This window comes from Bacillus sp. SIMBA_008 (assembly GCF_046535495.1).
Classification (GTDB): domain Bacteria; phylum Bacillota; class Bacilli; order Bacillales; family Bacillaceae; genus Bacillus; species Bacillus subtilis.
The window spans coordinates 311785-338216 of sequence record NZ_JAWRWL010000001.1; the positions used below are offsets into that span (position 1 = coordinate 311785).

At 44.5% G+C, this 26432-nt stretch carries 28 protein-coding genes and 1 pseudogene; 23 read left to right on the forward strand and 6 right to left on the reverse strand.

Annotated elements, in window-relative coordinates:
- The first annotated feature begins 56 nt into the window (after positions 1–56).
- The 6 genes from nadB to SB658_RS01585 all read left to right on the forward strand — a co-directional run bounded on the left by nadB (position 57) and on the right by SB658_RS01585 (position 6417).
- Positions 57–1652: an L-aspartate oxidase gene (gene nadB, locus SB658_RS01560; protein WP_144500662.1), complete on the forward strand. Its 1596-nt coding sequence runs from the start codon at positions 57–59 to the stop codon at positions 1650–1652.
- A complete protein-coding gene (gene nadC / locus SB658_RS01565) occupies positions 1606–2475 on the forward strand; it encodes a carboxylating nicotinate-nucleotide diphosphorylase (protein ID WP_144500663.1) in 870 nt (289 codons plus the stop codon). Before nadB ends, nadC begins: the two co-directional genes overlap by 47 nt.
- Complete coding sequence (nadA, locus tag SB658_RS01570) at positions 2462–3568, forward strand: quinolinate synthase NadA (protein ID WP_144500664.1); 1107 nt, start codon at positions 2462–2464, stop codon at positions 3566–3568. Before nadC ends, nadA begins: the two co-directional genes overlap by 14 nt.
- Before the next feature lie 116 nt (positions 3569–3684).
- Positions 3685–4848 carry a spore coat assembly protein SafA gene (safA, locus tag SB658_RS01575; RefSeq protein WP_144500665.1) on the forward strand — a complete coding sequence of 388 codons (1164 nt, stop codon included), beginning with the start codon at positions 3685–3687 and terminating at the stop codon, positions 4846–4848.
- Positions 4849–4995: 147 nt separating this feature from the next.
- The gene (gene sgpA, locus SB658_RS01580) at positions 4996–5592 is read left to right on the forward strand and encodes a spore germination protein SgpA (RefSeq protein ID WP_032726308.1); all 597 of its coding nucleotides are present in this window, start codon (positions 4996–4998) and stop codon (positions 5590–5592) included.
- A gap of 102 nt (positions 5593–5694) precedes the next feature.
- Positions 5695–6417 carry a YebC/PmpR family DNA-binding transcriptional regulator gene (locus SB658_RS01585; RefSeq protein WP_144500744.1) on the forward strand — a complete coding sequence of 241 codons (723 nt, stop codon included), beginning with the start codon at positions 5695–5697 and terminating at the stop codon, positions 6415–6417.
- Positions 6418–6457: 40 nt separating this feature from the next.
- On the opposite strand, the pseudogene SB658_RS01590 reads toward SB658_RS01585, so the two are convergent.
- From SB658_RS01590 to SB658_RS01600, 3 genes and pseudogenes are all read right to left on the reverse strand, one after another.
- A pseudogene (locus SB658_RS01590) lies at positions 6458–7551 on the reverse strand (alanine/glycine:cation symporter family protein).
- A gap of 163 nt (positions 7552–7714) precedes the next feature.
- On the reverse strand, positions 7715–7855 hold the full coding sequence (locus tag SB658_RS01595) for a hypothetical protein (RefSeq protein WP_004398683.1): 141 nt from the start codon (positions 7853–7855) through the stop codon (positions 7715–7717).
- A 6-nt stretch (positions 7856–7861) separates the two neighbouring features.
- Positions 7862–8413: a DUF5412 family protein gene (locus SB658_RS01600; RefSeq protein ID WP_350337728.1), complete on the reverse strand. Its 552-nt coding sequence runs from the start codon at positions 8411–8413 to the stop codon at positions 7862–7864.
- Here SB658_RS01600 and SB658_RS01605 point away from each other — a divergent pair.
- Positions 8393–8515 (forward strand): hypothetical protein, encoded by a 123-nt coding sequence (locus tag SB658_RS01605; protein ID WP_003229707.1) that lies wholly within the window; start codon positions 8393–8395, stop codon positions 8513–8515. The two genes, SB658_RS01600 and SB658_RS01605, sit on opposite strands and share 21 nt — an antisense overlap.
- Positions 8516–8560: 45 nt before the next feature.
- On the opposite strand, the gene SB658_RS01610 is transcribed toward SB658_RS01605, so the two are convergent.
- Positions 8561–9208 carry a phosphotransferase gene (locus tag SB658_RS01610; RefSeq protein WP_003246159.1) on the reverse strand — a complete coding sequence of 216 codons (648 nt, stop codon included), beginning with the start codon at positions 9206–9208 and terminating at the stop codon, positions 8561–8563.
- A gap of 237 nt (positions 9209–9445) precedes the next feature.
- On the opposite strand from SB658_RS01610, the gene iolG reads away from it, so the two are divergent.
- The 9 genes from iolG to yajC all read left to right on the forward strand — a co-directional run bounded on the left by iolG (position 9446) and on the right by yajC (position 16894).
- Positions 9446–10471, forward strand: a complete 1026-nt coding sequence (gene iolG / locus SB658_RS01615) for an inositol 2-dehydrogenase (protein ID WP_032726305.1) — start codon at positions 9446–9448, stop codon at positions 10469–10471.
- Positions 10472–10541: 70 nt separating this feature from the next.
- The gene (locus SB658_RS01620; protein ID WP_015483512.1) at positions 10542–11849 is read left to right on the forward strand and encodes an MFS transporter; all 1308 of its coding nucleotides are present in this window, start codon (positions 10542–10544) and stop codon (positions 11847–11849) included.
- 47 nt (positions 11850–11896) lie between these two features.
- Positions 11897–12409 carry a sporulation cell-cell signaling protein BofC gene (gene bofC, locus SB658_RS01625; protein ID WP_014480438.1) on the forward strand — a complete coding sequence of 171 codons (513 nt, stop codon included), beginning with the start codon at positions 11897–11899 and terminating at the stop codon, positions 12407–12409.
- A 138-nt stretch (positions 12410–12547) separates the two neighbouring features.
- Positions 12548–13153 (forward strand): Holliday junction branch migration protein RuvA, encoded by a 606-nt coding sequence (gene ruvA / locus SB658_RS01630; RefSeq protein WP_003229717.1) that lies wholly within the window; start codon positions 12548–12550, stop codon positions 13151–13153.
- A 10-nt stretch (positions 13154–13163) separates the two neighbouring features.
- Entirely contained in the window at positions 13164–14168 is a 1005-nt protein-coding gene (gene ruvB, locus SB658_RS01635; protein ID WP_003229718.1) for a Holliday junction branch migration DNA helicase RuvB, read from the forward strand.
- Positions 14161–14361 (forward strand): DUF2905 domain-containing protein, encoded by a 201-nt coding sequence (locus SB658_RS01640; RefSeq protein ID WP_003222669.1) that lies wholly within the window; start codon positions 14161–14163, stop codon positions 14359–14361. The genes ruvB and SB658_RS01640 overlap by 8 nt, the downstream gene beginning before the upstream one ends.
- Positions 14362–14390: 29 nt before the next feature.
- Positions 14391–15419 carry a tRNA preQ1(34) S-adenosylmethionine ribosyltransferase-isomerase QueA gene (gene queA / locus SB658_RS01645; RefSeq protein WP_003229723.1) on the forward strand — a complete coding sequence of 343 codons (1029 nt, stop codon included), beginning with the start codon at positions 14391–14393 and terminating at the stop codon, positions 15417–15419.
- Positions 15420–15445: 26 nt separating this feature from the next.
- The gene (tgt, locus tag SB658_RS01650; RefSeq protein WP_003229725.1) at positions 15446–16591 is read left to right on the forward strand and encodes a tRNA guanosine(34) transglycosylase Tgt; all 1146 of its coding nucleotides are present in this window, start codon (positions 15446–15448) and stop codon (positions 16589–16591) included.
- Positions 16592–16627: 36 nt separating this feature from the next.
- Positions 16628–16894, forward strand: coding sequence for a preprotein translocase subunit YajC (gene yajC / locus SB658_RS01655; RefSeq protein ID WP_004398708.1), 267 nt, complete (start codon positions 16628–16630; stop codon positions 16892–16894).
- A 56-nt stretch (positions 16895–16950) separates the two neighbouring features.
- On the opposite strand, the gene SB658_RS01660 is transcribed toward yajC, so the two are convergent.
- Positions 16951–17340 (reverse strand): TIGR04086 family membrane protein, encoded by a 390-nt coding sequence (locus SB658_RS01660; RefSeq protein WP_031315243.1) that lies wholly within the window; start codon positions 17338–17340, stop codon positions 16951–16953.
- 197 nt (positions 17341–17537) lie between these two features.
- Between SB658_RS01660 and SB658_RS01665 the strand changes: the two genes are divergently transcribed.
- Positions 17538–18194 (forward strand): DUF421 domain-containing protein, encoded by a 657-nt coding sequence (locus SB658_RS01665; protein ID WP_015483509.1) that lies wholly within the window; start codon positions 17538–17540, stop codon positions 18192–18194.
- 3 nt (positions 18195–18197) lie between these two features.
- Here SB658_RS01665 and spoVB read toward each other — a convergent pair whose 3' ends face one another.
- On the reverse strand, positions 18198–19754 hold the full coding sequence (spoVB, locus tag SB658_RS01670) for a stage V sporulation protein B (protein WP_015251562.1): 1557 nt from the start codon (positions 19752–19754) through the stop codon (positions 18198–18200).
- A 115-nt stretch (positions 19755–19869) separates the two neighbouring features.
- Between spoVB and comN the strand changes: the two genes are divergently transcribed.
- The 6 genes from comN to SB658_RS01700 all read left to right on the forward strand — a co-directional run bounded on the left by comN (position 19870) and on the right by SB658_RS01700 (position 26417).
- On the forward strand, positions 19870–20166 hold the full coding sequence (gene comN, locus SB658_RS01675) for a post-transcriptional regulator ComN (RefSeq protein ID WP_003229735.1): 297 nt from the start codon (positions 19870–19872) through the stop codon (positions 20164–20166).
- A 38-nt stretch (positions 20167–20204) separates the two neighbouring features.
- On the forward strand, positions 20205–22418 hold the full coding sequence (gene secDF / locus SB658_RS01680; protein WP_015714442.1) for a protein translocase subunit SecDF: 2214 nt from the start codon (positions 20205–20207) through the stop codon (positions 22416–22418).
- A gap of 157 nt (positions 22419–22575) precedes the next feature.
- The gene (locus SB658_RS01685) at positions 22576–23073 is read left to right on the forward strand and encodes a cation:proton antiporter regulatory subunit (RefSeq protein ID WP_015714441.1); all 498 of its coding nucleotides are present in this window, start codon (positions 22576–22578) and stop codon (positions 23071–23073) included.
- Positions 23074–23148: 75 nt separating this feature from the next.
- Positions 23149–23472, forward strand: coding sequence for a LapA family protein (locus SB658_RS01690; protein WP_003229740.1), 324 nt, complete (start codon positions 23149–23151; stop codon positions 23470–23472).
- Between the two features lie 66 nt (positions 23473–23538).
- Positions 23539–25899 (forward strand): single-stranded-DNA-specific exonuclease RecJ, encoded by a 2361-nt coding sequence (gene recJ / locus SB658_RS01695; RefSeq protein ID WP_015714440.1) that lies wholly within the window; start codon positions 23539–23541, stop codon positions 25897–25899.
- Between the two features lie 5 nt (positions 25900–25904).
- Entirely contained in the window at positions 25905–26417 is a 513-nt protein-coding gene (locus SB658_RS01700; protein WP_029727134.1) for an adenine phosphoribosyltransferase, read from the forward strand.
- Positions 26418–26432: the final 15 nt, after the last annotated feature.

Genomic DNA, 26432 nt, shown 5'->3' on the forward strand with positions numbered 1-26432 from the left:
TTATCCTTGTGTAAATATAGGTGTCAAGACAGGTGTAAACAACAGGAGGATGGCATATGTCTAAAAAGACGATTGCAGTCATCGGTTCAGGGGCGGCGGCACTTTCCTTAGCTGCAGCTTTCCCACCCTCATACGAAGTGACTGTTATCACAAAAAAAAGCGTCAAAAACAGCAATTCTGTCTATGCACAAGGCGGGATTGCTGCGGCCTATGCAAAAGATGACTCGATTGAAGCCCATCTGGAGGATACGTTATACGCAGGGTGCGGCCATAATAATCTAGCTATTGCAGCAGACATTTTACATGATGGAAAAATGATGGTTCAAAGCCTATTGGAGCGTGGATTTCCATTCGACCGCAATGAACGAGGCGGTGTTTGTCTTGGAAGAGAAGGGGCCCACTCATACAACCGCATATTTCATGCAGGCGGAGACGCAACAGGCAGGCTGCTTATCGATTATTTGCTCAAACGGATCAACAGCAAAATCAAATTAATCGAGAATGAAATGGCAGCAGATTTGCTTATAGAGGACGGACGATGTATCGGCGTCATGACAAAAGACAGCAAAGGGCGGCTCAAGGTAAGGCACGCAGACGAAGTTGTGCTGGCTGCCGGCGGCTGTGGAAACCTGTTTCTTCACCATACGAATGATCCTACTGTCACAGGTGACGGTCTTTCTCTGGCTTACCGGGCCGGGGCGGAATTAACGGATTTGGAGTTTACTCAGTTTCACCCGACACTGCTTGTGAAAAATGGTGTATCCTACGGGCTTGTTTCAGAAGCTGTCAGAGGGGAAGGCGGATGTTTAGTAGACGAAAACGGCCGCAGGATTATGGCTGAACGGCATCCTTTAGGTGACCTGGCTCCAAGAGATATTGTCTCACGGGTTATTCACGAAGAAATGGCAAAAGGAAATCGCGTTTATATAGACTTCAGTGCGATTTCTGATTTTGAAACGCGTTTCCCTACCATCACCGCTATTTGTGAAAAAGCAGAGGTTGATATTCAAAGCGGAAAAATTCCTGTTGCTCCGGGAATGCATTTCTTAATGGGAGGTGTTTCAGTTAATCGCTGGGGAGAAACGACAGTGCCGGGACTTTATGCGATTGGCGAGACAGCATGCTCCGGTTTACATGGAGCAAACCGGCTTGCAAGCAATTCTTTATTGGAAGCGCTGGTATTTGGAAAAAGGGCAGCAGAGCATATTATCCAAAAACCGGTTTATAACAGGCAATATCAATCAAGGTTAGAAACCAGTGTCGTCTACGAGGTGCCGGATATAGAGGTGTATGAACTACAAAGCAAAATGACAAGCCACATGTCTATTTTGCGGGAACAAAGCAGTTTGATTGAGCTTAGCATCTGGCTTCATACGCTGCCTTTTCAGGAAGTGAATGTGAAGGATATCACAATTCGGCAGATGGAGCTTTCTCATCTATGGCAAACTGCAAAGCTGATGACGTTTTCTGCGCTTTTGCGGGAGGAAAGCAGAGGGGCTCACTTCCGCACCGATTTTCCTCATGCTGAGGTGAGCTGGCAAGGAAGACAAATTGTCCATACAAAAAAAGGAACGAAGATCAGAAAAAACGAGGGGATTTGGAACAATGAATCATTTACAGCTGAAAAAATTACTGAATCACTTTTTTCTTGAGGATATTGGGACAGGGGATCTTACATCGCAGTCTATTTTTGGAGAACAGAGCTGTGAAGCGGAGATTGTTGCAAAGTCAGAGGGTATTTTTGCAGGAGCAGCGATCATAAAAGAAGGCTTTTCGTTATTGGACGAAAATGCTCAAATCATTTTGCACAAAAAAGATGGGGACATGTTGCATAAAGGTGAAGTGATTGCCGAGTTACACGGTCCCGCAGCTGCGCTCCTATCAGGAGAGCGGGTCGTATTAAATCTTATTCAGAGGCTGTCAGGAATTGCGACAATGACAAGAGAGGCTGTTCGGTGTCTGGATGATGAACAGATTAAAATTTGTGACACGAGAAAAACAACACCGGGGCTCAGAATGCTGGAGAAATATGCTGTCAGAGCCGGCGGCGGGTATAATCATCGATTCGGTTTGTATGACGGCATCATGATTAAAGATAATCATATCGCAGCATGCGGCTCTATTTTAGAGGCATGCAAAAAAGCCCGTCAGGCCGCAGGGCACATGGTAAATATCGAGGTGGAAATTGAAACGGAGGAACAGCTGCGGGAAGCAATTGCAGCTGGCGCGGATGTTATTATGTTTGACAACTGTCCGCCTGATACGGTCCGTCATTTTGCAAAGCTCACACCGGATCATATAAAAACTGAAGCCTCCGGCGGGATTACGTTAGAATCTTTGCCTGCTTTTAAAGGGACGGGTGTGAATTATATTTCATTAGGATTTCTGACTCATTCCGTCAAAAGTTTAGATATCAGCATGGATGTTACGTTATCAAATGAATCTGTGGAGGAATGCCGTTATGTCAATTCTTGATGTGATCAAACAATCGAATGATATGATGCCCGAAAGTTATAAAGAACTATCGAGAAAGGATATGGAAACGCGCGTTGCCGCCATTAAAAAAAAGTTCGGCAGCAGGCTCTTTATACCAGGCCATCATTATCAAAAGGATGAAGTGATACAATTTGCTGACCAAACAGGCGACTCCCTGCAATTGGCCCAAGTAGCGGAAAAAAACAAAGAAGCGGATTATATCGTATTTTGCGGCGTTCACTTTATGGCAGAAACCGCCGATATGCTGACAAGTGAGCGGCAAACGGTCGTCCTTCCAGATATGAGAGCTGGATGTTCTATGGCTGACATGGCTGACATGCAGCAGACCAATAGGGCATGGAAGAAGCTTCAGCATATATTTGGAGATACGATCATACCTTTAACTTATGTGAACTCCACTGCGGAGATCAAGGCATTCGTCGGAAAGCATGGCGGAGCAACTGTGACTTCTTCGAATGCGAAAAAAGTGCTTGAATGGGCGTTTACACAGAAAAAAAGAATTTTATTTTTGCCTGATCAGCATTTAGGGAGAAATACGGCTTATGATCTGGGCATTGCGCTTGAAGATATGGCTGTGTGGCATCCGATGAAAGATGAATTAGTAGCTGAATCCGGGCATACGAATGTGAAAGTGATTTTGTGGAAAGGGCATTGCTCTGTTCACGAGAAATTCACCACTAAAAATATCCATGATATGAGAGAGCGAGACCCCGACATTCAGATCATTGTGCACCCGGAATGTTCACACGAAGTCGTGACACTAAGCGATGATAACGGATCAACGAAATATATTATCGACACAATCAACCAGGCTCCGGTGGGAAGCAAGTGGGCAATCGGGACAGAAATGAATCTTGTTCAGCGGATCATTCACGAGCATCCAGATAAACAAATCGAATCACTTAACCCTGACATGTGCCCTTGCCTGACAATGAACCGAATTGATTTGCCGCATTTGTTGTGGTCGCTGGAACAAATTGAAAAAGGAGAACCTTCAGGCGTCATCAAGGTGCCAAAAGCCATTCAGGAAGATGCACTCCTTGCCCTGAATCGAATGCTTTCGATCACGTAGATCAGAAATATTTTCCCTTCCTTTACTCATAACTTCTTTTGTTCAGGCATATGTTGTGAAGAAACATATTGTAATCACAGCTGAACTGTTCACGTTTTGCATAGGAGGGGAAAACGTTGAAAATCCATATCGTTCAAAAAGGTGATTCGCTCTGGAAAATAGCTGAAAAGTACGGAGTCGATGTTGAGGAAGTGAAAAAACTCAATACACAGCTTAGCAATCCAGACTTAATCATGCCTGGAATGAAAATAAAAGTGCCGTCAGAAGGAGTCCCGGTCAGAAAAGAGCCAAAAGCGGGCAAAAGTCCTGCGGCCGGGAGTGTGAAGCAAGAACATCCATATGCGAAAGAGAAGCCTAAATCCGTTGTCGATGTAGAAGACACAAAGCCGAAAGAAAAGAAGTCCATGCCGTATGTCCCGCCGATGCCTAATTTGCAGGAAAATGTGTACCCTGAAGCTGATGTGAACGATTATTATGATATGAAACAGCTTTTCCAGCCTTGGTCGCCTCCTAAACCGGAGGAGCCGAAAAAACATTCTGACGGAAATATGGATCATATGTATCATATGCAAGACCAATTTCCACAACAGGAGGCTATGAGTAATATGGAAAATGCAAATTATCCGAATATGCCTAATATGCCAAAGGCGCCAGAGGTAGGCGGTGTAGAAGAGGAAAACGTTCATCACACAGTTCCGAATATGCCGATGCCGGCTGTTCAGCCTTATTATCATTATCCGGCTCATTTCGTACCGTGTCCGGTGCCTGTTTCGCCAATTCTTCCAGGATCAGGATTATGCTATCCGTACTATCCGGCACAAGCTTATCCAATGCATCCGATGCATGGATACCAGCCAGGCTTTGTATCGCCTCAGTATGACCCGGGTTATGAAAACCAGCATCATGAAAACAGCCATCACGGACATTACGGTTCATACGGTGCGCCGCAATACGCATCTCCGGCTTATGGATCTCCGTATGGACATATGCCGTATGGCCCTTATTACGGCACTCCCCAAGTAATGGGAGCATACCAGCCTGCTGCGGCTCATGGTTACATGCCGTACAAAGATCATGACGACTGCGGCTGTGACGGTGATCATCAGCCATATTTCTCTGCGCCTGGCCATTCGGGAATGGGAGCTTACGGAAGCCCCAATATGCCATATGGCACAGCTAACCCAAATCCAAACCCATATTCGGCAGGAGTTTCTATGCCAATGACGAATCAGCCTTCTGTAAACCAAATGTTTGGCCGGCCGGAAGAAGAAAATGAGTGATCGTTCGGAACGATGTAAATCGTTCCTTTTTTTATTTTTAAGCAGATCACTGCCAAATGGAGAGAACTGACACGCTTAACATGCCCCCCATACGCACATGATAAAAGCGAGCAAACATGCTCAATTCGTCCACGGGGGGTTTTTCCATTGGGTAAAAAAATGACGATCGCTAGCCTGATTCTAATGACAGCCGGCTTAACAGCATGCGGAGCAAACGATAATGCTATGAATGATACGCGCAATAACGGCAATACCCGTCCAATCGGATATTATACAAATGAAAATGACGCCGATAGACAGGGAGACGGAGTCGACCACGATGGTCCTGTTTCTGAATTAATGGAGGATCAGAACGACGGTAACCGAAACACCACGAATGTAAATAACCGTGACCGTGTTACTGCTGACGATCGTGTTCCTTTGGCAACTGACGGAACATATAACAACACGAATAACCGAAACATGAATCGGAATGCAGCGAACAACGGGTATGACAACCAAGAAAACAGAAGACTGGCTGCAAAAATTGCCAACCGTGTGAAACAAGTGAAAAACGTCAATGACACACAAGTTATGGTATCGGATGATCGAGTAGTTATCGCAGTCAGAAGCCATAGAGAGTTCACAAAGTCTGACAGAGATAATGTCGTAAAAGCAGCGCGCAACTATGCAAATGGCCGTGATGTCCAGGTATCAACAGATAAAGGGCTGTTCAGAAAACTTCATAAAATGAACAACCGCTAGGAAGGAAGGGCTGCCGGAAGTGATATTCGGCAGCCTTTTTCTTTGCATCAGCGAACAATTCCCATTAAAGTGTACATAGAAAAAGTAAAAGAAGGTGAAAACATGGCAGGCCATTCCAAGTGGAAAAACATTCAAAAAAGAAAAAATGCACAGGATGCAAAGCGCGGCAAAATATTTATGAAGCTTGCAAAAGAAATCTATGTGGCAGCGAAAGAAGGCGGAGCGGATCCAGAAGCAAATTCAGCATTGCGTCTTGTCATCGAAAAAGCAAAAGGCGCCAATATGCCGAATGAAAATATAGATCGGGCCATTAAAAAAGCTGCGGGAGGCCAAGACGGAAGCAGCTATGAAGAAATCACCTATGAAGGCTACGGCCCTTCAGGGATTGCCGTCATGGTTGAATGCGTAACAGATAATAAAAACCGAACGGCGTCAAATGTGCGGACAGCCTTTAATAAAAATGGCGGAAGTCTGGGAGAAAGCGGATGTGTAGCCTTTTTATTTGAACGAAAGGGGTTCATTACGATAGACCGTACTGAACGGCAAATAGAAGAAGATGAGCTCATGCTTGATGTGCTTGAAGCAGGAGGAGAAGAGCTGCGAATTGAAGAAGACCTATATGAGGTGTTCACAGAGCCTGAGCATTTTGAAGAAGTGCAAACAGCCCTCGAATCGAAATATCTAATTTCTTCGGCGGAGGTGACCATGCTTCCCAATACCTATGCAGAAGCCGATGATCAGGCTGTTGAGAAGCTGGACACATTAATAGACGTCCTTGAAGAAGACGATGATGTTCAAGAAGTGTATACAAACTATCGTTCATAAAAAACCGGCACGAGGTCATATCGGGCCGGTTTTAGTATGTTCAGGAGACACGTTCACTTTCATGAGTGTATTCTTTCTCCCAGAAATCAGCGTTTTTGATACCCAGCGCTTTTGGATCAAAGACCGGGTCTAAGCCCTGCTTCTTTTGGCGCTCATAATCCTTTAAAGCAAGAAGCGCCGGTTTGGCAAGCAGCACAATGGCAATGACGTTCAGCCATACCATAATGCCAAGCCCTGCATCCCCTAATGCCCAAGCAAGTGAAGCTGTTTTCACAGTACCATAGAACGTGGCGGCTAAAATAATCAGTTTTAAGCCAAGCATCGCCCATTTGCTTTCTCTGCCTCGTGCTAAATAGGCGATATTTGTTTCTGCGATGTAGTAATACGCCATAATTGTTGTAAAAGCGAAGAAGAATAAAGCGATGGCAACAAAGCCTGCACCGAATCCGGGCAGAACACTGTCAATTGCCGCTTGTGTGAAACCAGGTCCTGCTTCTACGCCTTTAAGCTGGTGAACGATAAAGGAACCATCTGCAGCCTGGGTATTGTACATGCCGGTAAACAAGATCATGAAAGCTGTAGCGGAACATACAAACAAGGTGTCAATATAAACAGAAAATGCCTGAACCAGTCCCTGCTTGACCGGATGAGAAACCTCTGCAGCAGCTGCCGGATGCGGGCCTGTTCCCTGGCCGGCTTCGTTTGAATAAATGCCACGTTTAACGCCCCAGGAAATCGCCATGCCGATCAAGCCGCCAAAAGCGGAATCCAATGCAAAGGCGCTTTTGAATATTAATGAGATCACAGCAGGCAATTCAGACACATTCATGACAATAATAATCAAAGACAGCACATCCAGAACACTGCACCGGGTCCGCCGAATGCAATTGCTGTCGCCACTCCCGCGATGTTTCCTGTGCCCACACGGCCGGACAGCGCAATCGATAACGCTTGGAAAGATGAAACGCCGGCTTCAGAGCTCTTGCCTTTGAACATCTGAACAATCATTTCTTTTAAATGTCGGACTTGTAAAAAACGGGTCATAATTGAAAAGGCGAATCCAATTCCCAATAAAATATAAATGACGGGCGTACTCCATAAGACCGCATTCAAACTAGCAACAAAATCTGCCATCAAGATTCCCCCTCACTTCAAATTCGAATACATGTATAAAAAGGATTTTGGTCTAATCGAACTATTTCTACAATCGATTTGTCACATTATATGACCTGTAATTATCAATAAGAAGAGGAAGGGAAAAAGAAAAAACGCGGCGTATCGACTACGCTGCGTTTTTCTACAGAGGCAAACTTATGGCAATTGTTATAAAATCCTTCAGCAACAAATAGCCTAGTTCAGTCAAACCGTATATAAAGGATAAAGCAATCACAAAATGATTGAAATGCTTTTCATCATTTGTTCCGTTCATCTTATTCATGTTTCATCACCTCACTGACGCCTGCGGCGGTTCTTCACGGATCCAATGATCATCTTTTCGCCAATCATACGTTTCATCAGTATCAAGATGTAAAGTCTGATTGCCGATTTTCACTGTATGGTGATTGACCCACGTCACTGCTGGGCGGCTGTCCGGGTAATTCCAGTAGATTGTTCTCTTGACAAGTGTTTTTTCATTTACAAGTTCACCTCTGGCTGCATCTAAGCTCAAGGTGTTTTCGGATACATAAGTGTTTAACGTATAGCTGCCGTCCGGCGATTCAACCGATTGGACGAGATTGCCTTTCGGAACGTTTTTTAGTGAAAATAACATCCAATAGATGGCGCCGCCGAAGAAGACCAGCAGGGCAAACATAATAAGCGGGATGTTGCTGCGTGTCTTAATGTGACTCTCTCCCTTTTTTTCTTTCATTTTACTATATATCGGATTCATATGATCTTTACATTTCTTTAAAATTACCTTAATAAAGCAATGATAAGATGAAATAAAGCCAATAAAGGGTGAGGGGAGACAGAAATGGAAAAAACGTATTGTCATTCCGGCGAGAAGGACCCAGAAGCGGTCTACTTAACTGTGAGAGGCTATCGAATTAAGCTGTCGCCTGAACAAATGAAACTGATTTCTGCCGTCAGAAAGTAAAAAATACATGATAAAGGCAGCCGCTTGTGCGGCTGCCTTTTTGATTTAAGAATATTTTCTTTTCCGCTGTGCGAAATGCTTTTGAAACCAATCTTTCTTATATAAAAATGCGATGATCTCCAGCCAAAAACCCGGAATCTTTTTGGGGAATATCGGTTTTTTGTAGAGTGCATGATATGCGGATTTTAAGTCGTCCCACTGCGTGCATGTTTTTGTCTGCTCAAATCTCGCAACATCAATCACCCGCACCGCCCCGGTTTCTGTCAATATCAGATTCCGCAAATGAATATCTGACGGGTTCAGTCCGGCTGCCCGGGCGTCAGAAAGCGCTTCTTCAACCTGCTGAATCATGTCATCACTGATTGCAATGCCTTTCTTCAGACAGTTATAAAAGGTTTCACCTTTAATATATTCCATGAGAATAAATGAATCGCCAGTTTCGTAAATGTCAGGATAGAATGCGGACCCGGCTAATTTTTCATAGATCGCTGCTTCTTTGACTGCTGTCGCTTGATATTCCGGAAAAAATACTTTCAGCGCCATTTTTCGACCGCCTTCTGTTAAGGCAAACACATAGGCGCTTCTTCCCTTGCCGATTAGTGTTAATTCCTCGGATTTCTCTTTGACTTTATCAAATCTGCTGTTCTTGCGGTATATGACGGTATGGGCCAGTGCCTCTGCTTTTGTCAGCATTTCATTCACCTTCTTTGCTCTATTTTATGCAGCTGTTTATAGGAAAATCATAAACTGTTCAGGAAAAAGAGCCTAATTCTAGTGTATCTGGTCTTGAAGAAGAAGGCTACTTATAAGCATGAATTGTGATAAAAGAGACATAGAACGTTTAATTTCCATTCTTGAAAAGCGCTTACAAATGGGATAGTATTAATTTTAAATAAAGCGCTTTCGTGAATGATCAAGGGGGAAGAAGCCATGACAAAACAGATTGTGACAGGGATTATCGGTGCAGGCCGCATCGGCAAACTTCATGTTCAAAATATAAGCCGGATTCCTCACATGAAAATAAAAGCAGTCTCTGACATTCAGGCAAGCCGTATAAAAAGCTGGGCCGACAGTCATCAGATTGAATACATAACCTCTGATTATCGTGATTTATTACATGATCCTGATATTGATGCTATTTTTATTTGCTCTCCTACAGCCGTACATGCACAGATGATCAAAGAAGCAGCCGAGGCGAAAAAGCATATATTTTGTGAGAAGCCCGTTAGTTTCTCTCTGGACGAAACGAGTGAAGCGCTTGCGGCTGTCCGGAAACACGGGGTAACACTTCAAGTCGGATTTAACCGCCGCTTTGATCCTCATTTTAAGAAAATCAAAACGATTGTTGAAAATGGTGAAATCGGTACACCTCATTTATTAAAAATCACGTCCCGGGACCCAGAACCCCCGAATATAGATTATGTCCGTACGTCAGGCGGATTGTTTATGGATATGTCGATCCATGATTTTGATATGGCCAGATATATTATGGGAAGCGAAGTGACGGAAGTGTATGCCAAAGGGGCGGCTTTGGTGAATCCTTCTTTTGCGGAGCTGGGTGATATTGATACAGCTGTTATTACACTGACTTTTGAAAACGGTGCCATGGCTGTGATTGATAACAGCCGCCAAGCTGTGTACGGATATGACCAGCGGGTTGAGGTTTTCGGGACGAAAGGCTCTGCAGCGGCTGACAATAGCAGGCCGACAACGGTTGAGGTGTCAACAGCTGATTTTGTGATGAAGGATAAACCGCATTTCTTTTTCCTTGAACGCTATAAGGATTCATATGAGGAGGAGATTCTCCGTTTTGCAGAAGCGATCGGCACAAACCAGGAGACTCCCTGCACCGGCAATGACGGTTTACAGGCCGGAAGGATCGCCAGAGCAGCACAGCAATCGCTTGCTTTTGGCATGCCTGTCAGCATTGAGCACACTGAAAAAATCGCTTTTTAATCTAACAGGATTACAATTCAGCAAGCTTGGGTATATACTCCATTGATACTTTAAGTAGGCGGTGGAGAAAATGAATACAGTACATGCTAAAGGAAATGTTTTGAACAAAATCGGAATTCCTTCTCACATGGTTTGGGGTTATATTGGCGTTGTCATCTTTATGGTTGGAGACGGCCTCGAACAAGGCTGGCTGTCTCCTTTTCTCGTTGATCATGGTCTCAGTATGCAGCAATCCGCATCGTTATTTACCATGTACGGCATTGCTGTCACCATCTCAGCTTGGCTTTCAGGAACGTTTGTCCAAACTTGGGGGCCGAGAAAAACGATGACTGTCGGATTGCTTGCATTTATTCTCGGTTCGGCCGCTTTTATCGGCTGGGCGATTCCTCATATGTATTATCCGGCTCTCTTGGGCAGCTATGCTCTTAGAGGCTTGGGATATCCGCTGTTTGCATACTCTTTTCTCGTATGGGTGTCATACAGCACCTCTCAAAATATTCTCGGCAAAGCCGTCGGCTGGTTTTGGTTTATGTTTACGTGCGGCCTTAACGTGCTCGGCCCGTTCTATTCCAGCTATGCAGTTCCGGCCTTTGGAGAAATCAATACGCTTTGGAGCGCTTTACTGTTTGTGGCGGCAGGCGGAATTCTTGCCTTATTTTTTAACAAAGATAAATTTACTCCGATACAAAAACAAGATCAGCCGAAATGGAAAGAACTGTCGAAGGCATTTACGATTATGTTTGAAAACCCAAAGGTAGGCATCGGCGGAGTGGTCAAGACGATTAATGCGATAGGACAATTTGGATTTGCCATCTTTCTTCCTACTTATTTAGCACGATACGGGTATTCGGTTTCGGAATGGCTGCAAATATGGGGGACGCTGTTTTTTGTGAATATTGTGTTTAATATCATTTTCGGTGCAGTCGGAGATAGACTTGGCTGGCGCAATACGGTCATGTGGTTTGGCGGTGTCGGATGCGGTATTTTTACGCTGGCGCTGTATTACACGCCTCAGCTGATCGGGCATCAGTATTGGGTGCTCATGATTATCGCCTGCTGCTACGGCGCGGCTTTAGCAGGGTACGTTCCATTAAGCGCGCTTTTGCCGACGCTTGCACCTGATAATAAAGGTGCTGCCATGTCAGTGTTGAATTTGGGATCTGGTTTATGTGCGTTTATCGCGCCGGGCATCGTGAGTCTTTTCATTGGGCCGCTCGGTGCAGGCGGCGTGATTTGGATCTTTGCGGCATTGTATTTTTTCAGTGCCTTTCTGACGCGATTCTTGACAATTTCTGAGCAAAGCACAGGTGTGTATACGGAGGAACGGTTTGTCAGGGAAAATGTGCAGACAAATTTTGATAAAACGGTTAAGCAGTAGCCTCTTTGGTCAAACTAATCATAAACGTGTGCAAAGAGGTGTAGAGGGTGAAACGATTCAGCACGGCGTATCTTTTGCTGGGCATTCTTTGCTCAGCGGCAGTATTTTTAATAGGAGCTCCTTCCCGCGCACTTGGCGCGGAAGTGGAGCACTATGAGCCGCTGCAGGTGCATGTGCAGCTTGAAAAGGTGTATTTGGACGGCGATGTCAGCATTGAGCATAGGCATGAAAAAGTGTTTTCTATGGATGATTTTTGGGCAGCTTATGCCGGATGGACGCTTGTGGAACAAAAAAAGGGATATGTGCTCTTCCGGAAGCAAATGGACGATATATCTCCGCTCAGCAAGGTCAACGGGTATATCGGTGTATCGGATAATGGAGTGATTTCCACTTTTCATGGGCGGCCTGAGCCAGCTTCCGAACCAATTCAGTCTTTTTTTCAAATTGATTTAGAAAGGCTGGAAAGCCATATGCAAAAAAATCTGCTGAAAGGCATTCCATTTCGGACAAAAGCGGAGTTTGAGGATGTCATCGAACATATGAAGACATACAGCGGGTAACGTCCGCTGATTGAAGACATGTATTCATGTCTTTTTTTTCGTGAAAGAATGAGAGAGAAGCGAACATATGTTAACTTTTCTATAAGACTTTGGCTGTTTTTATGGTACAATGAAGAACAGTCAAAGAGGTGAATTTGCGTGATTGAATTTGTTAAAGGGACGATTGATTATGTATCTCCCCAATATATTGTCATAGAGAACGGCGGCATCGGCTATCAGATTTTCACGCCGAATCCGTTTATATATAAGGAGAGAAGCCAGGAAACGATTTTTACATACCATCATATCAGAGAGGATGCTTTTTCGCTTTACGGTTTTTCAACAAGAGAGGAGAAGGCGCTCTTTACAAAGCTGTTAAACGTGACCGGAATTGGCCCGAAAGGAGCACTTGCCATCTTGGGCTCGGGTGATCCCGGAGCGGTCATCCAAGCAATTGAAAATGAAGATGAAGCTTTTTTGGTCAAGTTTCCTGGAGTAGGAAAGAAAACCGCACGCCAGATTATTCTAGATTTAAAAGGAAAGCTGGCAGATGTTGTGCCTGAAATGATTGAAAATCTGTTTAATCATGAAGAAAGGCTTGAAAAGCAAACAGCGGAAACGGCTCTTGAAGAAGCACTTGAAGCCCTCAGGGTTCTCGGATATGCTGAAAAAGAAATCAAAAAGGTGCTTCCTCACCTTAAAGAAGAAATTGGGCTGACAACAGACCAATATGTGAAAAAAGCATTACAAAAACTATTAAAGTAAGGTGATGTTCATGGATGAACGGCTCGTCTCAAGTGAAGCAGACAACCATGAATCAGTGATAGAGCAAAGCCTGAGGCCGCAAAATCTGGCACAGTATATCGGGCAGCATAAGGTAAAAGAAAATTTGCGCGTGTTTATAGATGCGGCGAAAATGAGACAGGAGACGCTGGATCATGTTCTTCTGTACGGGCCGCCCGGACTCGGAAAAACAACGCTTGCTTCGATTGTTGCTAATGAAATGGGAGTGGAATTGCGGACGACATCAGGGCCTGCTATTGAAAGGCCTGGTGATTTGGCTGCTATATTAACGGCGCTGGAACCGGGAGATGTATTATTTATTGATGAAATACATAGGCTGCACAGATCGATCGAAGAGGTGCTTTATCCTGCAATGGAAGACTTTTGCCTGGACATTGTGATTGGCAAAGGCCCATCTGCCCGCTCGGTTCGGCTCGACCTTCCGCCTTTTACGCTGGTGGGAGCCACGACGAGGGTGGGGCTTTTGACGGCTCCTTTAAGAGACAGATTCGGCGTCATGTCTCGCCTTGAGTACTATACACAAGAAGAACTGGCGGATATTGTCACAAGAACCGCTGATGTATTCGAGGTTGAGATTGATAAACCGTCGGCTCTTGAAATTGCAAGAAGATCGAGAGGGACGCCCCGCGTGGCGAACCGCCTGCTGAGAAGGGTGCGCGATTTCGCCCAAGTGCTGGGTGACAGCAGGATTACGGAAGACATTTCTCAGAATGCGCTGGAGCGGCTTCAGGTTGACCGTCTCGGTTTGGATCATATTGATCATAAGCTGCTGATGGGCATGATCGAAAAATTCAACGGCGGCCCAGTAGGCCTTGATACGATTTCAGCTACCATCGGCGAGGAATCGCATACGATTGAAGACGTATATGAACCATATCTGCTGCAAATTGGATTTATACAAAGAACGCCGCGTGGAAGGATCGTGACACCGGCCGTTTATCATCATTTCCAAATGGAGGCTCCCCGATATGACTGAATTTCCTAAGATCATCATGATTCTTGGTGCTGTTTTGCTTATTATCGGAGCAGTTTTGCATTTTGTCGGCAAGATGCCGGGAGATATTTTTGTAAAAAAAGGAAATGTCACGTTTTTCTTCCCGGTTGTCACTTGTATTATTATAAGTGTGGTATTATCAATTTTGCTTAATCTTTTTGGCAGAATGAAATAACAAAAGACTAGAATAAAGGTGAAATCATCATGAAAGTCGATTTATTTGATTTTGAACTACCAGAACGTTTAATTGCACAAGTACCGTTGGAGCAGCGTGATGCTTCAAGGCTGATGGTGCTCGATAAACATACAGGAGAGCTTACTGACAGCTCGTTTAAACACATTATCAGCTTCTTTAACGAAGGCGATTGTCTAGTCCTGAACAATACCCGGGTACTGCCTGCGCGGTTATTCGGCACAAAAGAGGATACCGGCGCGAAAGTGGAACTTCTTTTGTTGAAACAGGAAACCGGTGATAAATGGGAAACACTTGCCAAACCGGCGAAACGGGTGAAAAAAGGAACTGTTGTCACATTTGGAGACGGAAGATTGAAGGCAATCTGCACGGAAGAGCTTGAGCACGGCGGCAGAAAGATGGAATTTCAATATGACGGTATTTTCTACGAGGTGCTTGAATCCCTTGGAGAGATGCCGCTCCCTCCATATATCAAAGAACAGCTTGATGACAAAGAGCGCTACCAGACAGTGTATTCAAAAGAAATCGGCTCTGCTGCTGCGCCTACAGCTGGCCTTCACTTCACGGAAGAAATCTTACAGCAGCTGAAAGACAAAGGCGTGCAAATTGAGTTCATCACACTGCACGTAGGCCTTGGAACGTTTCGCCCTGTGAGTGCCGATGAAGTGGAAGAGCATAATATGCATGCAGAGTTTTATCAAATGTCAGAAGAAACGGCTGCAGCCTTAAACAAAGTAAGAGAAAATGGCGGTCGGATCATTTCTGTCGGCACGACCTCGACACGCACGCTTGAGACGATTGCCGGGGAACATGACGGGCAATTTAAAGCATCAAGCGGCTGGACATCTATTTTTATTTATCCGGGCTATGAATTTAAAGCCATTGACGGAATGATTACAAACTTCCATTTGCCGAAATCGTCATTGATTATGCTGGTCAGCGCGCTTGCTGGAAGAGAAAACATTCTGCGTGCCTATAACCATGCAGTGGAAGAGGAATACCGTTTCTTCAGCTTCGGAGACGCGATGCTGATTATATAATTTGAGAACAGGAGGCCTCATCAAAAGTGGCTGAACAACCAATACGCTATGAATTTATAAAAGAATGCAAACAAACAGGAGCGCGGCTGGGCAAAGTGCATACGCCTCACGGCTCCTTCGAAACGCCGGTTTTTATGCCGGTCGGCACACTGGCGACAGTCAAAACAATGTCGCCTGAAGAGCTGAAAGCAATGGATGCAGGTATCATTTTGAGCAACACTTATCATCTATGGCTTCGTCCGGGCCAAGACATTGTCAAAGAAGCGGGCGGGCTCCATAAATTTATGAACTGGGACCGCGCAATTTTAACAGATTCAGGCGGTTTTCAGGTCTTTTCTTTAAGCAAGTTTCGTAATATAGAGGAAGAGGGTGTCCATTTCCGCAATCATCTAAATGGAGACAAGCTGTTTTTATCTCCGGAAAAAGCGATGGAGATCCAAAACGCACTCGGCTCTGATATTATGATGGCGTTTGATGAATGCCCGCCATACCCGGCGGAGTACGACTACATGAAGAGGTCAGTTGAACGGACAAGCCGTTGGGCGGAACGTTGCCTGAATGCCCACAATCGTCAGGATGAACAAGGGCTGTTTGGTATTGTACAAGGCGGAGAATATGAAGATCTGCGGACACAAAGTGCGAAGGACTTGATTTCCCTTGATTTTCCGGGATATGCTATAGGCGGATTGTCTGTAGGTGAACCGAAGGATGTCATGAACCGTGTACTCGAATTTACAACACCGCTCTTGCCGAAGGATAAACCGAGATATCTGATGGGAGTAGGTTCTCCGGATGCACTGATCGACGGAGCGATCCGCGGGGTCGATATGTTTGACTGTGTGCTGCCTACACGGATTGCAAGAAACGGCACAGTGTTTACTGCTGAAGGACGACTCAATATGAAAAATGCGAAATTTGAAAGAGACTTCCGTCCGATTGATGAAGAGTGTGATTGCTATACATGTAAAAACTACACTCGCGCGTACATTAGGCACTTGATTCGCTGTAATGAAACATTCGGCCTTCGATTAACAACTTACCATAACCTTCATTTTCTGTTACACTTAATGGAGCAGGTAAGACAGGCTATTCGCGAGGATCGTCTGGGTGATTTCAGAGAAGAGTTCTTTGAGCGTTACGGCTATAACAAGCCAAATGCGAAAAGCTTCTAAATAAACATAACAGGCTTACAGAAAGGGGTGAAAATGATGACTGGCACTTTAGGTACATTGGTTCCTATTATTTTAATGTTTGCGGTCCTTTACTTCTTGCTGATTCGTCCTCAGCAAAAGCAGCAAAAGGCTGTACGCCAAATGCAAGAGGAACTGAAAAAAGGCGATTCAGTAGTGACAATCGGGGGATTGCACGGTACTGTTGACTCTATCGACGAAAGCAAAGTCGTAATTAAGACTGGTGATAACACACGTCTTACGTTCGACCGCCGCGCGATCAGAGAAGTTTCTGCTGCTGAATAACAGCAGGAGCTATACATAGCAAACAAAAAAGAGCGGGCAAGTGAGCCCGCTCTTTTTTATGTGGAAGACCTGTTTCCCCTCATGTTCACGCCGAAAATCCCGCCCAGCATGCACACTCCTAAAAATCCCAGATGGAAGATCAGCTGTTCTGCTGTAAATGTCTTTCCGAATCCTAAATACTGAAACAATAAGATAATCAGAGAAAAACTTAAGGCAGTCAATGCTCCAATCATCCAGCCTCTTTCCTTGCCTTTCCCGCCTGAAATGAACCCGCCGATAAATAAAGAGAGAAATGAGATAGCTGTGATCAGCCAGTTAAATGATGATTCTTCCAGCGAGGTTGCGGTCAATAAAAGTGAAACCGCCAAACTTGTCAGGAGCATGGCTGCAAATATGGCGATTAAACCGTAAAGAATGCCTTTTCCAACTTGTTTCGTCTCCTCCATGATTGTCTCCTTTCTGCCTGTATTAAAAGGCTTCTGTTCTTTTTGCACAAAGCCGTCAGACATGCTGATGGCTCGTCTTTGTAAAAATGTATTCCCTTATCCCATGAATTAGACGTAAAAGCTTTGTGAAATGCAATCGGTTTTTCTTACATAAATTGATCATTTTGTTGCAACCTATAATGAGTTGGAGGTGCATGATGGAAGAGCTTCTCACTATTGCGTTTCGCACAGTCGTATTGTATTTTGTGATATTGATCATTTTTCGTCTCATGGGCAAACGGGAGATCGGAGAGCTTAGTATATTAGATCTCGTTGTCTTTATCATGATGGCTGAAATTGCCGTTTTAGCCATAGAAAACGTAGACGATCATCTATTTCATACCATTTTGCCAATGCTTGTATTAATGATCATTCAAGTGACTTTGGCATACTTTTCTTTAAAAAACCGAAAAGTCCGCCAGCTTCTTGACGGTAAGCCGACCATAATTATCAAATATGGAAAAATTGACGAAGACGCCATGAAATCACAGCGTTATAATTTTGATGATTTAATGGTTCAGCTCAGAGAAAATAGCATCGACAGAGTAGCTGACGTATCATTTGCTATTTTAGAGCCGTCGGGCAAACTGACTATTGTTAAGAAAGAAAACAGCGGAGAGCATCGACAGCTCGAAATGCCGCTCATTATAGACGGCTTCATTCAAACAGAAAACCTGTCCAGAATCAGTAAAGATAAAAAATGGCTGCTCGAAAGTTTGCAAAAACACGGATACACAAACCCTTCAGATATTTCTTTTTGCTCGTTTACAGACGGAGAATTATTTATTGATGAAAAAGATGGGCACCGCCCGTGACCGTTATCGGACGATTAGACGTCCGATAATGGGAATGCGGCGAAGCTCATCTTTTTTAATTAAACGGAAAACGAGCAGGAGGATGATATAAATGGCGGCGCTCACCGCAATCCATCCGGCTAGATTGACAGCCTCAGATGCTCCAAAGCTTATATATTGTTTGATGGCGGAGCTGATAAATCCGCAAATTACAATAACAGCGAAGCTGAGCGCATACTCCTTGATTTTGATGCTGATCGGCAGCACTTTGCTTACGGTTGCTGCGTGCAATAGCGTGACGAGCACCATGCCTGTCACAATGGCTAATGCCGCGCCCATAATGCCAAGAGAAGGCCTTGTGGCAAGGACAAAAATAAGGCCTGTTTTGACAAGCGCTCCGATTAAGCTGTTCATCATCGCAGCTCCAGCCAAATTAAGCGCCTGCAGCACAGCTTGAAGCGGGCCTTGGAAATAATAAAGCAGAAAAAACGGGGCCATTACTTTTATAAATACAGCTGCGCCTGAGGAACCGTACATCACTCTCATCAGCTCATCTGCAAATACAAATAAAATAACAACTGAAATGCCTCCGCTGAGCAGACAGAGACGCATCGCCTGTTCCAAGCGGTATTCCACCACCTGCAATTTTTTCTGCTCCATTCCTTCACTGATCGCAGGAACAAGCGCGGTCGACAAAGAATATGTAATAAAGCTGGGCAGAGTCAGCAGCGTCATGGCAAAGCCGGTCAGTTCCCCGTATTGCTTTGTTGCGGCAACTGTTGCCACACCGGCGATGGCAAGGCTTTGAGCGACGACGATTGGCTCGAAAAACCAAGAGAGGTTTCCGATAAAGCGGCTCCCGGTTGTTGGAAGGGACACGCTCATTAATTGGGTAAAGGTTTGTTTTCCGTTTTTAATTGACTGGAAAAAATGCTTTCTGATTTTAATTGTCTTTTTATACTTAAAGCAAACGAATAAATAAAGAAGTGATGCCAGCTCCCCTGCCACTGAGGATAGCATTGCTCCGGCTGCAGCATATTCAATTCCGTAAGGGAGAAAAATCGTTGTGCAGACAGCCACGAGTGAAATCCGGACGACCTGTTCAAGGACTTGTGACATAGCAAGCGGGTTCATATTCTGTTTTCCTTGAAAATATCCCCTCAGCACACTCGATATAGCAATAATCGGCACAACCGGCGTAATGGCCAAGAGCGGATACAGTGTTCGCTTATCTGTCAGCATCGTTTCAGCCATAACCGGGGCGAAAAACAGAAACAGCGGTGTAAAGATGAGGCTGAGCACTCCCGTGATGGTCAGAGACATGACTAAAATATTTTTCGTTTTTTGATGATCTCCGCGCGCACTGGCTTCAGCGACTAGCTTGCTGATCGCGACCGGCAGACCGAATTGAGTTAATGTAGTGGCCAAGAAGAAGGTAGGCGCCGCCATCATGTAAAGCCCGACTCCTTCTTCACCGATAAAACGGGCGATAACCACCCGGTTGACAAACCCGAGCATTCTTGTAACCATTCCTGCTGCGATAAGGATAAGAGTGCCCTTTAAAAACGTCTGTTTCGCCATTTTTACCCCCTGCCTTCTCAAACTACCTGGAATCATATACAATAAAGATATGCGTATATATCGTCCAAGCATGACAAGTCTTCTTGAAAAACAATAAAAAAGGAGCGTGGAATTCGTGGAGAAGCATCCAGCCGATCTATATAAAGACCACGTCAGGCCGTTTCTTTACAGCAAACTGGAAGAGTTTAAGATTCTCGGGTATGATGATGTTGAACTCGAAAGTTTGTGGTCATACTTAACAGATAAGAAGTGGAAAAAGAAAACGGAACTGAACATTTATGAACTGGCGAGTGATATTTTATCAGTGAAAATTGGCGAATTTATGAACTATGCAACCGTTGAGTCATTTAAAACGTCTAATTGGCTGGGCAGTGAAGAGGGCCAGGAAGCATTGGAAGAACTGCTGAGATAGCAGGTTGATTCGCACAGGTTTAAGGGAGGATATACATAATGAAAAAAGGACGCTTGATTGCGTTTTTCCTTTTCGTTCTATTGATCGGCACGGGCTTGGGCTATTTTACGAAGCCTGCCGCTAACAATATTACGTTAGGATTGGATTTGCAAGGCGGATTTGAGGTGCTGTATGATGTACAGCCTGTAAAAAAAGGTGACAAAATCACAAAAGACGTTCTGGTCAGCACTGTAGAGGCATTGAACCGCCGGGCCAATGTTCTCGGTGTCAGCGAACCGAACATCCAAATTGAAGGGAATAACCGGATTCGCGTTCAGCTCGCTGGTGTGACAAACCAAAACAGAGCGCGTGAAATTCTGGCGACTGAAGCGCAGCTTTCTTTCAGAGATACGAATGACAAAGAATTGCTGAATGGCTCTGACCTCGTCGAAAACGGAGCTAAACAAACGTATGACGCCAAAACAAATGAACCGATTGTCAGCATTAAACTGAAAGATGCTGATAAATTCGGCGAAGTGACCAAAAAGGTCATGAAAATGGCGCCAAACAACCAGCTTGTTATTTGGATGGATTACGAAAAAGGGGACTCATTTAAAAAAGAGGTTCAAAAAGAGCACCCTAAATATGTATCCGCCCCAAATGTAAGTCAGGAATTAAACACAACTGACGTTACAATTGAAGGGCAATTTACGGTTCAAGAAGCAAAAGATTTAGCCAGCATTTTAAACGCAGGCGCACTTCCTGTGAAACTGACTGAAAAGTATTCAACATCAGTAGGCGCACAATTCGGCCAGCAGGCTCTCCATGATACGGTGTTTGCCGGTATTGTCGGTATCGCAATTATTTTCTTATTTATGCTTTTCTATTACCGTCTGCCGGGATTAATCGCGGTGATTACGCTATCTGTTTATATCTACATTACACTCCAGATCTTTGACTGGATGAATGCCGTACTCACGCTTCCGGGAATTGCCGCTCTCATTTTAGGTGTCGGGATGGCTGTTGACGCCAACATTATTACCTATGAGCGGATTAAAGAAGAACTCAAGCTAGGAAAGTCAGTCCGCTCTGCCTTCCGTTCAGGAAACAGACGGTCATTTGCGACGATTTTTGATGCGAATATTACAACCATTATTGCAGCGGTTGTGCTCTTTATCTTTGGGACAAGCTCTGTTAAAGGGTTTGCGACAATGCTGATCCTATCGATTTTGACAAGCTTTATCACTGCCGTTTTCTTATCGAGATTTCTCCTCGCTCTCCTTGTGGAAAGCAGATGGCTTGATCGGAAAAAAGGCTGGTTTGGTGTCAATAAGAAACATATCATGGATATTCAGGATACGGATGAAAATACAGAGCCGCATACGCCATTCCAAAAATGGGATTTCACGAGCAAACGCAAATACTTCTTTATTTTCTCCAGTGCGGTCACGGTTGCCGGGATTATTATCCTGCTTGTGTTCAGGCTGAATCTTGGCATTGACTTTGCAAGCGGTGCACGGATTGAAGTGCAAAGCGACCATAAGCTGACGACAGAGCAAGTTGAGAAGGACTTTGAATCTCTGGGTATGGACCCTGATACTGTAGTTCTGTCAGGCGAAAAGAGCAATATCGGTGTTGCCCGTTTTGTCGGGGTGCCAGATAAAGAAACCATAGCAAAAGTAAAAACATATTTTAAAGACAAATACGGATCTGAGCCAAATGTCAGCACAGTTTCACCGACAGTCGGTAAGGAGCTTGCAAGAAATGCGCTGTACGCAGTTGCTATAGCTTCTATTGGCATCATTATTTACGTTTCAATCCGATTCGAATACAAAATGGCGATTGCTGCCATCGCCTCATTGCTATATGACGCATTCTTTATCGTCACGTTCTTCAGTATTACAAGGCTTGAGGTAGATGTTACGTTCATCGCGGCCATCTTGACGATAATCGGGTATTCCATTAACGATACAATCGTTACATTTGACAGGGTCCGCGAGCATATGAAAAAGCGTAAGCCGAAAACCTTTGCCGATCTGAACCATATTGTAAACCTGAGCCTGCAGCAAACCTTTACACGTTCAATTAACACTGTATTAACTGTTGTGATTGTTGTTGTGACATTGCTGATCTTTGGAGCATCTTCTATTACTAACTTCTCAATTGCTTTATTGGTCGGGCTGTTAACAGGCGTTTATTCTTCTCTATACATTGCCGCACAAATTTGGCTTGCATGGAAAGGAAGAGAACTGAAAAAAGATTCGGCGCAATAAAAAATATCAGGCTGTCCTCTGCAGGGCAGCCTGTTTTTTGAAGTTTCATTGAACTTAAAATAGACATTTGCTATAATGACATACGCTTACATTTAAACATATATATGGTGTTAAAAGTGTTTATGACTGGTTTTCAGATATGTAGGAGGGTTTATATATGAGGGTTCGCGAATCAGAGCTGCCGGGCATAGGACAAAAAGTTGAAATGATTACTAGAAACCGTGATAAAATTTCAATTATCATTCATCATGACGGACGAAGAGAGCTTTACTATTTTGACGAAAACGACCATGAGGAATGTGTTGCCTCCGTGCAGTTTGATGACGCTGAAGCAAGGCAAATGTCTGCAATTCTTGGCGGAATGGCATATAAACCGAAAGCGTTAGAACAGGTCGAGTCAGCCCTTGATGATTTGATTATAGAGTGGTGTAAAGCAGAGGCGGGAGCGCCTGCCATTCATCAGACGATTGGTGATTTGAATGTGGGTCAGGAATATCATGTAACGGTCATTGCAATTGTAAAAAAGAATCAGGATAAACAACTGAATCCGAGCTCTGAAACAGTCATTGACGAAGGCGATACACTTGTGATTTCCGGTGAGGGAACCGGACTGAAGAGGCTGATCTGGGAAAAATTAACAGCAAAGGGAGCTTAACCTAGTGTTAAGCCATGTTTAAAACCAGTCTTGATGGGGAAAGTTACCTCAATAAGAAGTTTGGGGGAAAAGAGAATGAATAAACAATGGACCATTATTTTCGCACTTATTTTCACCTTAATTGTCGCTATTTTCGCAGTCATTAATGTTCGATCCGTAGAAGTTGATTACCTGTTTGGAAGATCAGAATGGCCGCTCATTCTTGTTATTTTGGGCTCAGTTTTAATGGGAGCGCTGATCGTATTTTCTGTCGGCATTTTTCAGGTAATGAAATTGAAGCGGGAAATAAAAACCTTGCGGAAAGAAAATAGAACAGCAATACATAAACAAGAGGATACTCATCTTGCTGATCAGACTGACACACAGGATGCATCAGCCATGATTGAGAAAAAAGACTAGTTTTCGAATATTATTTGAAACCCCTCAGCCTGCTCTAGTATAATAGGGTGGTTGAGGGGTGAATTTATGTTAGCGTCAAAAATGCGATGGGAAATCCAGCGACCAGATCAGGATAAGGTCAAATCACTCACAGAACAATTGCATATAACACCTCTTGTTGCGTCCCTGCTTGTAAAAAGAGGCTTTGATACGGCAGAAAGCGCTAGGCTGTTTTTACATACAAAGGATGCCGATTTTTATGATCCTTTTGAAATGAAAGGCATGAAAGAAGCGGCAGATCGAATAAAACAGGCGATTTCACAACAAGAAAAGATTATGATATATGGCGATTATGACGCCGATGGGGTTACAAGTACGTCAGTGATGCTTCACACGCTGCAAAAACTGTCGGCTCAAGTTGATTTTTATATACCTGACCGTTTTAAAGAAGGATATGGACCTAATGAACAGGCGTTTCGTTCGATTAAAGATCGGGGCTTCTCTTTGATCATTACGGTTGATACAGGAATTGCCGCTGTGCATGAAGCGAAGGTGGCAAAGGAACTCGGACTGGATGTCATCATTACCGATCATCATGAACCGGGACCGGAGCTTCCGGATGTCCATGCGATCGTCCACCCGAAGCAGCCTGGCTGCACTTACCCGTTTAAAGAGCTTGCCGGGGTTGGAGTCGCGTTTAAGCTTGCCCACGCTTTATTGGGTGAACTTCCTGATGAACTGCTTGACCTGGCGGCTATCGGCACCATTGCCGATCTAGTCCCGCTGCATGACGAAAACAGATTAATTGCAACACTAGGACTTGAAAGGCTTCGACGGACAAATCGGCTCGGCTTAAAAGAGCTGATTAAGCTGTCAGGCGGAGACATCGGAGAAGCGAACGAAGAAACAGTCGGATTTCAGCTCGCACCAAGGCTGAATGCCGTCGGAAGAATCGAACAGGCGGATCCCGCTGTTCATTTGCTTATGTCAGAGGATTCGTTTGAAGCGGAAGAGCTTGCCGCAGAAATTGACCAGCTGAACAAAGAGCGCCAAAAAATGGTCAGCAAAATGACGGATGAAGCGATTGAAATGGTTGAACAGCAAGGGCTCGATCAAACTGCAATTGTCGTGGCCAAAGCTGGATGGAACCCGGGAGTCGTCGGGATTGTGGCTTCAAAGCTTGTGGACCGCTTCTACCGACCGGCCATTGTTCTTGGCATTGATGAAGAAAAGGGAATCGCTAAAGGTTCGGCCCGAAGCATCAGAGGCTTTAATTTATTTGAGAGCCTTTCTGAATGCAGAGATATTCTTCCTCATTTCGGCGGCCATCCAATGGCTGCGGGGATGACGCTGAAAGCTGAAGATGTGCCGGATTTGCGAAGCAGGCTGAACGAAATAGCGGACAATACGCTTACGGAAGAGGATTTTATTCCCGTACAGGAAGTCGACCTTGTCTGCAGCGTCGAGGACATTACAGTTGAAAGCATCGCAGAAATGAACATGCTGTCTCCTTTTGGCATGCTTAACCCGAAACCGCACGTTCTCGTAGAAAACGCAGTACTGGAAGATGTCCGCAAGATAGGGGCAAATAAAACTCATGTCAAAATGACGATCAGAAACGAGTCGTCCCAGCTTGATTGCGTCGGTTTTAATAAAGGCGAGCTTCAAGAAGGCATCGTACCGGGTTCAAGAATTTCCATTGTCGGTGAGATGTCAATCAACGAATGGAACAATCGAAAAAAGCCGCAGCTTATGATAAAGGATGCCGCTGTTTCTGAATGGCAGCTGTTTGATTTAAGGGGAAAACGGACGTGGGAAGACACAGTTTCCGCCCTTCCATCTGCTAAACGGGCCATTGTCTCTTTCAAAGAAGACTCAACAACATTACTTCAAACTGAAGACCTTCGCCGAGAAGTGCACGTCATCAGTTCTAAAGATCAAGCAAAGGCGTTTGACCTCGATGGTGCATATATTGTATTACTGGATCCGCCGCCTTCGCTGGACATGCTCGCCCGTTTGCTGGAAGGAAAGGCGCCCGAGCGGATATATTTTATTTTTCTCAATCATGAGGACCACTTTTTATCAACTTTTCCCGCAAGAGACCACTTTAAATGGTATTATGCGTTCTTGCTGAAAAGAGGCGCTTTTGACGTGAAAAAACACGGTTCAGAGCTTGCAAAACATAAAGGCTGGTCCGTTGAAACAATCAATTTCATGACAAAGGTGTTTTTTGATCTCGGTTTTGTTAAAATAGAGAATGGTGTGCTGTCTGTTGTGAGCGGAGCAAAGAAACGCGACTTAACAGACTCACAAACATATCAGGCGAAACAGCAGCTGATGGAACTGGATCAAAAGCTGAATTATTCTTCTGCTGAAGAGCTGAAGGAATGGCTGAATAAGCTGATGAAACAAGATTCAGAGGCTTATGAAAGTACGAGGAGGACATAAAACAGATGGATTTAAAACAATACGTAACAATTGTACCGGATTACCCGAAAGAGGGCGTGCAATTTAAAGATATTACGACACTGATGGATAAAGGCGATGTATACCGCTATGCCACAGATCAAATTGTTGAATATGCGAAAGAAAAGCAAATTGATTTGGTCGTTGGCCCTGAAGCGCGCGGCTTTATCATCGGCTGTCCCGTTGCTTACGCGCTTGGCGTAGGTTTTGCGCCGGTCCGCAAAGAAGGCAAGTTGCCTCGTGAAGTAATCAAAGTGGATTATGGCTTGGAATACGGAAAAGACGTATTAACGATCCACAAAGATGCGATTAAGCCTGGTCAGCGTGTGCTTATTACAGATGACCTGCTTGCGACAGGCGGCACAATTGAAGCGACAATCAAACTTGTTGAAGAACTTGGCGGCGTTGTTGCTGGTATCGCTTTCTTAATCGAGCTTTCTTACCTTGACGGCAGAGATAAGCTGGAAAATTACGACATCTTAACATTGATGAAATACTAAGGATAACCGCATAAC

Excerpts from the sequence above, each read along its gene's own strand:
- nadB (WP_144500662.1), top strand. The coding sequence starts at position 57 with ATGTCTAAAAAGACGATTGCAGTCATCGGTTCAGGGGCGGCGGCACTT.
- nadC (WP_144500663.1), top strand. The coding sequence starts at position 1,606 with ATGAATCATTTACAGCTGAAAAAATTACTGAATCACTTTTTTCTTGAG.
- nadA (WP_144500664.1), top strand. The coding sequence starts at position 2,462 with ATGTCAATTCTTGATGTGATCAAACAATCGAATGATATGATGCCCGAA.
- SB658_RS01585 (WP_144500744.1), top strand. The coding sequence starts at position 5,695 with ATGGCAGGCCATTCCAAGTGGAAAAACATTCAAAAAAGAAAAAATGCA.
- SB658_RS01595 (WP_004398683.1), bottom strand. The coding sequence starts at position 7,855 with ATGAATAAGATGAACGGAACAAATGATGAAAAGCATTTCAATCATTTT.
- SB658_RS01605 (WP_003229707.1), top strand. The coding sequence starts at position 8,393 with ATGGAAAAAACGTATTGTCATTCCGGCGAGAAGGACCCAGAAGCGGTC.
- SB658_RS01600 (WP_350337728.1), bottom strand. The coding sequence starts at position 8,413 with ATGACAATACGTTTTTTCCATTTCTGTCTCCCCTCACCCTTTATTGGC.
- SB658_RS01610 (WP_003246159.1), bottom strand. The coding sequence starts at position 9,208 with ATGCTGACAAAAGCAGAGGCACTGGCCCATACCGTCATATACCGCAAG.
- iolG (WP_032726305.1), top strand. The coding sequence starts at position 9,446 with ATGACAAAACAGATTGTGACAGGGATTATCGGTGCAGGCCGCATCGGC.
- SB658_RS01620 (WP_015483512.1), top strand. The coding sequence starts at position 10,542 with ATGAATACAGTACATGCTAAAGGAAATGTTTTGAACAAAATCGGAATT.
- ruvB (WP_003229718.1), top strand. The coding sequence starts at position 13,164 with ATGGATGAACGGCTCGTCTCAAGTGAAGCAGACAACCATGAATCAGTG.
- SB658_RS01640 (WP_003222669.1), top strand. The coding sequence starts at position 14,161 with ATGACTGAATTTCCTAAGATCATCATGATTCTTGGTGCTGTTTTGCTT.
- queA (WP_003229723.1), top strand. The coding sequence starts at position 14,391 with ATGAAAGTCGATTTATTTGATTTTGAACTACCAGAACGTTTAATTGCA.
- yajC (WP_004398708.1), top strand. The coding sequence starts at position 16,628 with ATGACTGGCACTTTAGGTACATTGGTTCCTATTATTTTAATGTTTGCG.
- SB658_RS01660 (WP_031315243.1), bottom strand. The coding sequence starts at position 17,340 with ATGGAGGAGACGAAACAAGTTGGAAAAGGCATTCTTTACGGTTTAATC.
- SB658_RS01665 (WP_015483509.1), top strand. The coding sequence starts at position 17,538 with ATGGAAGAGCTTCTCACTATTGCGTTTCGCACAGTCGTATTGTATTTT.
- spoVB (WP_015251562.1), bottom strand. The coding sequence starts at position 19,754 with ATGGCGAAACAGACGTTTTTAAAGGGCACTCTTATCCTTATCGCAGCA.
- secDF (WP_015714442.1), top strand. The coding sequence starts at position 20,205 with ATGAAAAAAGGACGCTTGATTGCGTTTTTCCTTTTCGTTCTATTGATC.
- SB658_RS01685 (WP_015714441.1), top strand. The coding sequence starts at position 22,576 with ATGAGGGTTCGCGAATCAGAGCTGCCGGGCATAGGACAAAAAGTTGAA.
- SB658_RS01690 (WP_003229740.1), top strand. The coding sequence starts at position 23,149 with ATGAATAAACAATGGACCATTATTTTCGCACTTATTTTCACCTTAATT.
- recJ (WP_015714440.1), top strand. The coding sequence starts at position 23,539 with ATGTTAGCGTCAAAAATGCGATGGGAAATCCAGCGACCAGATCAGGAT.
- SB658_RS01700 (WP_029727134.1), top strand. The coding sequence starts at position 25,905 with ATGGATTTAAAACAATACGTAACAATTGTACCGGATTACCCGAAAGAG.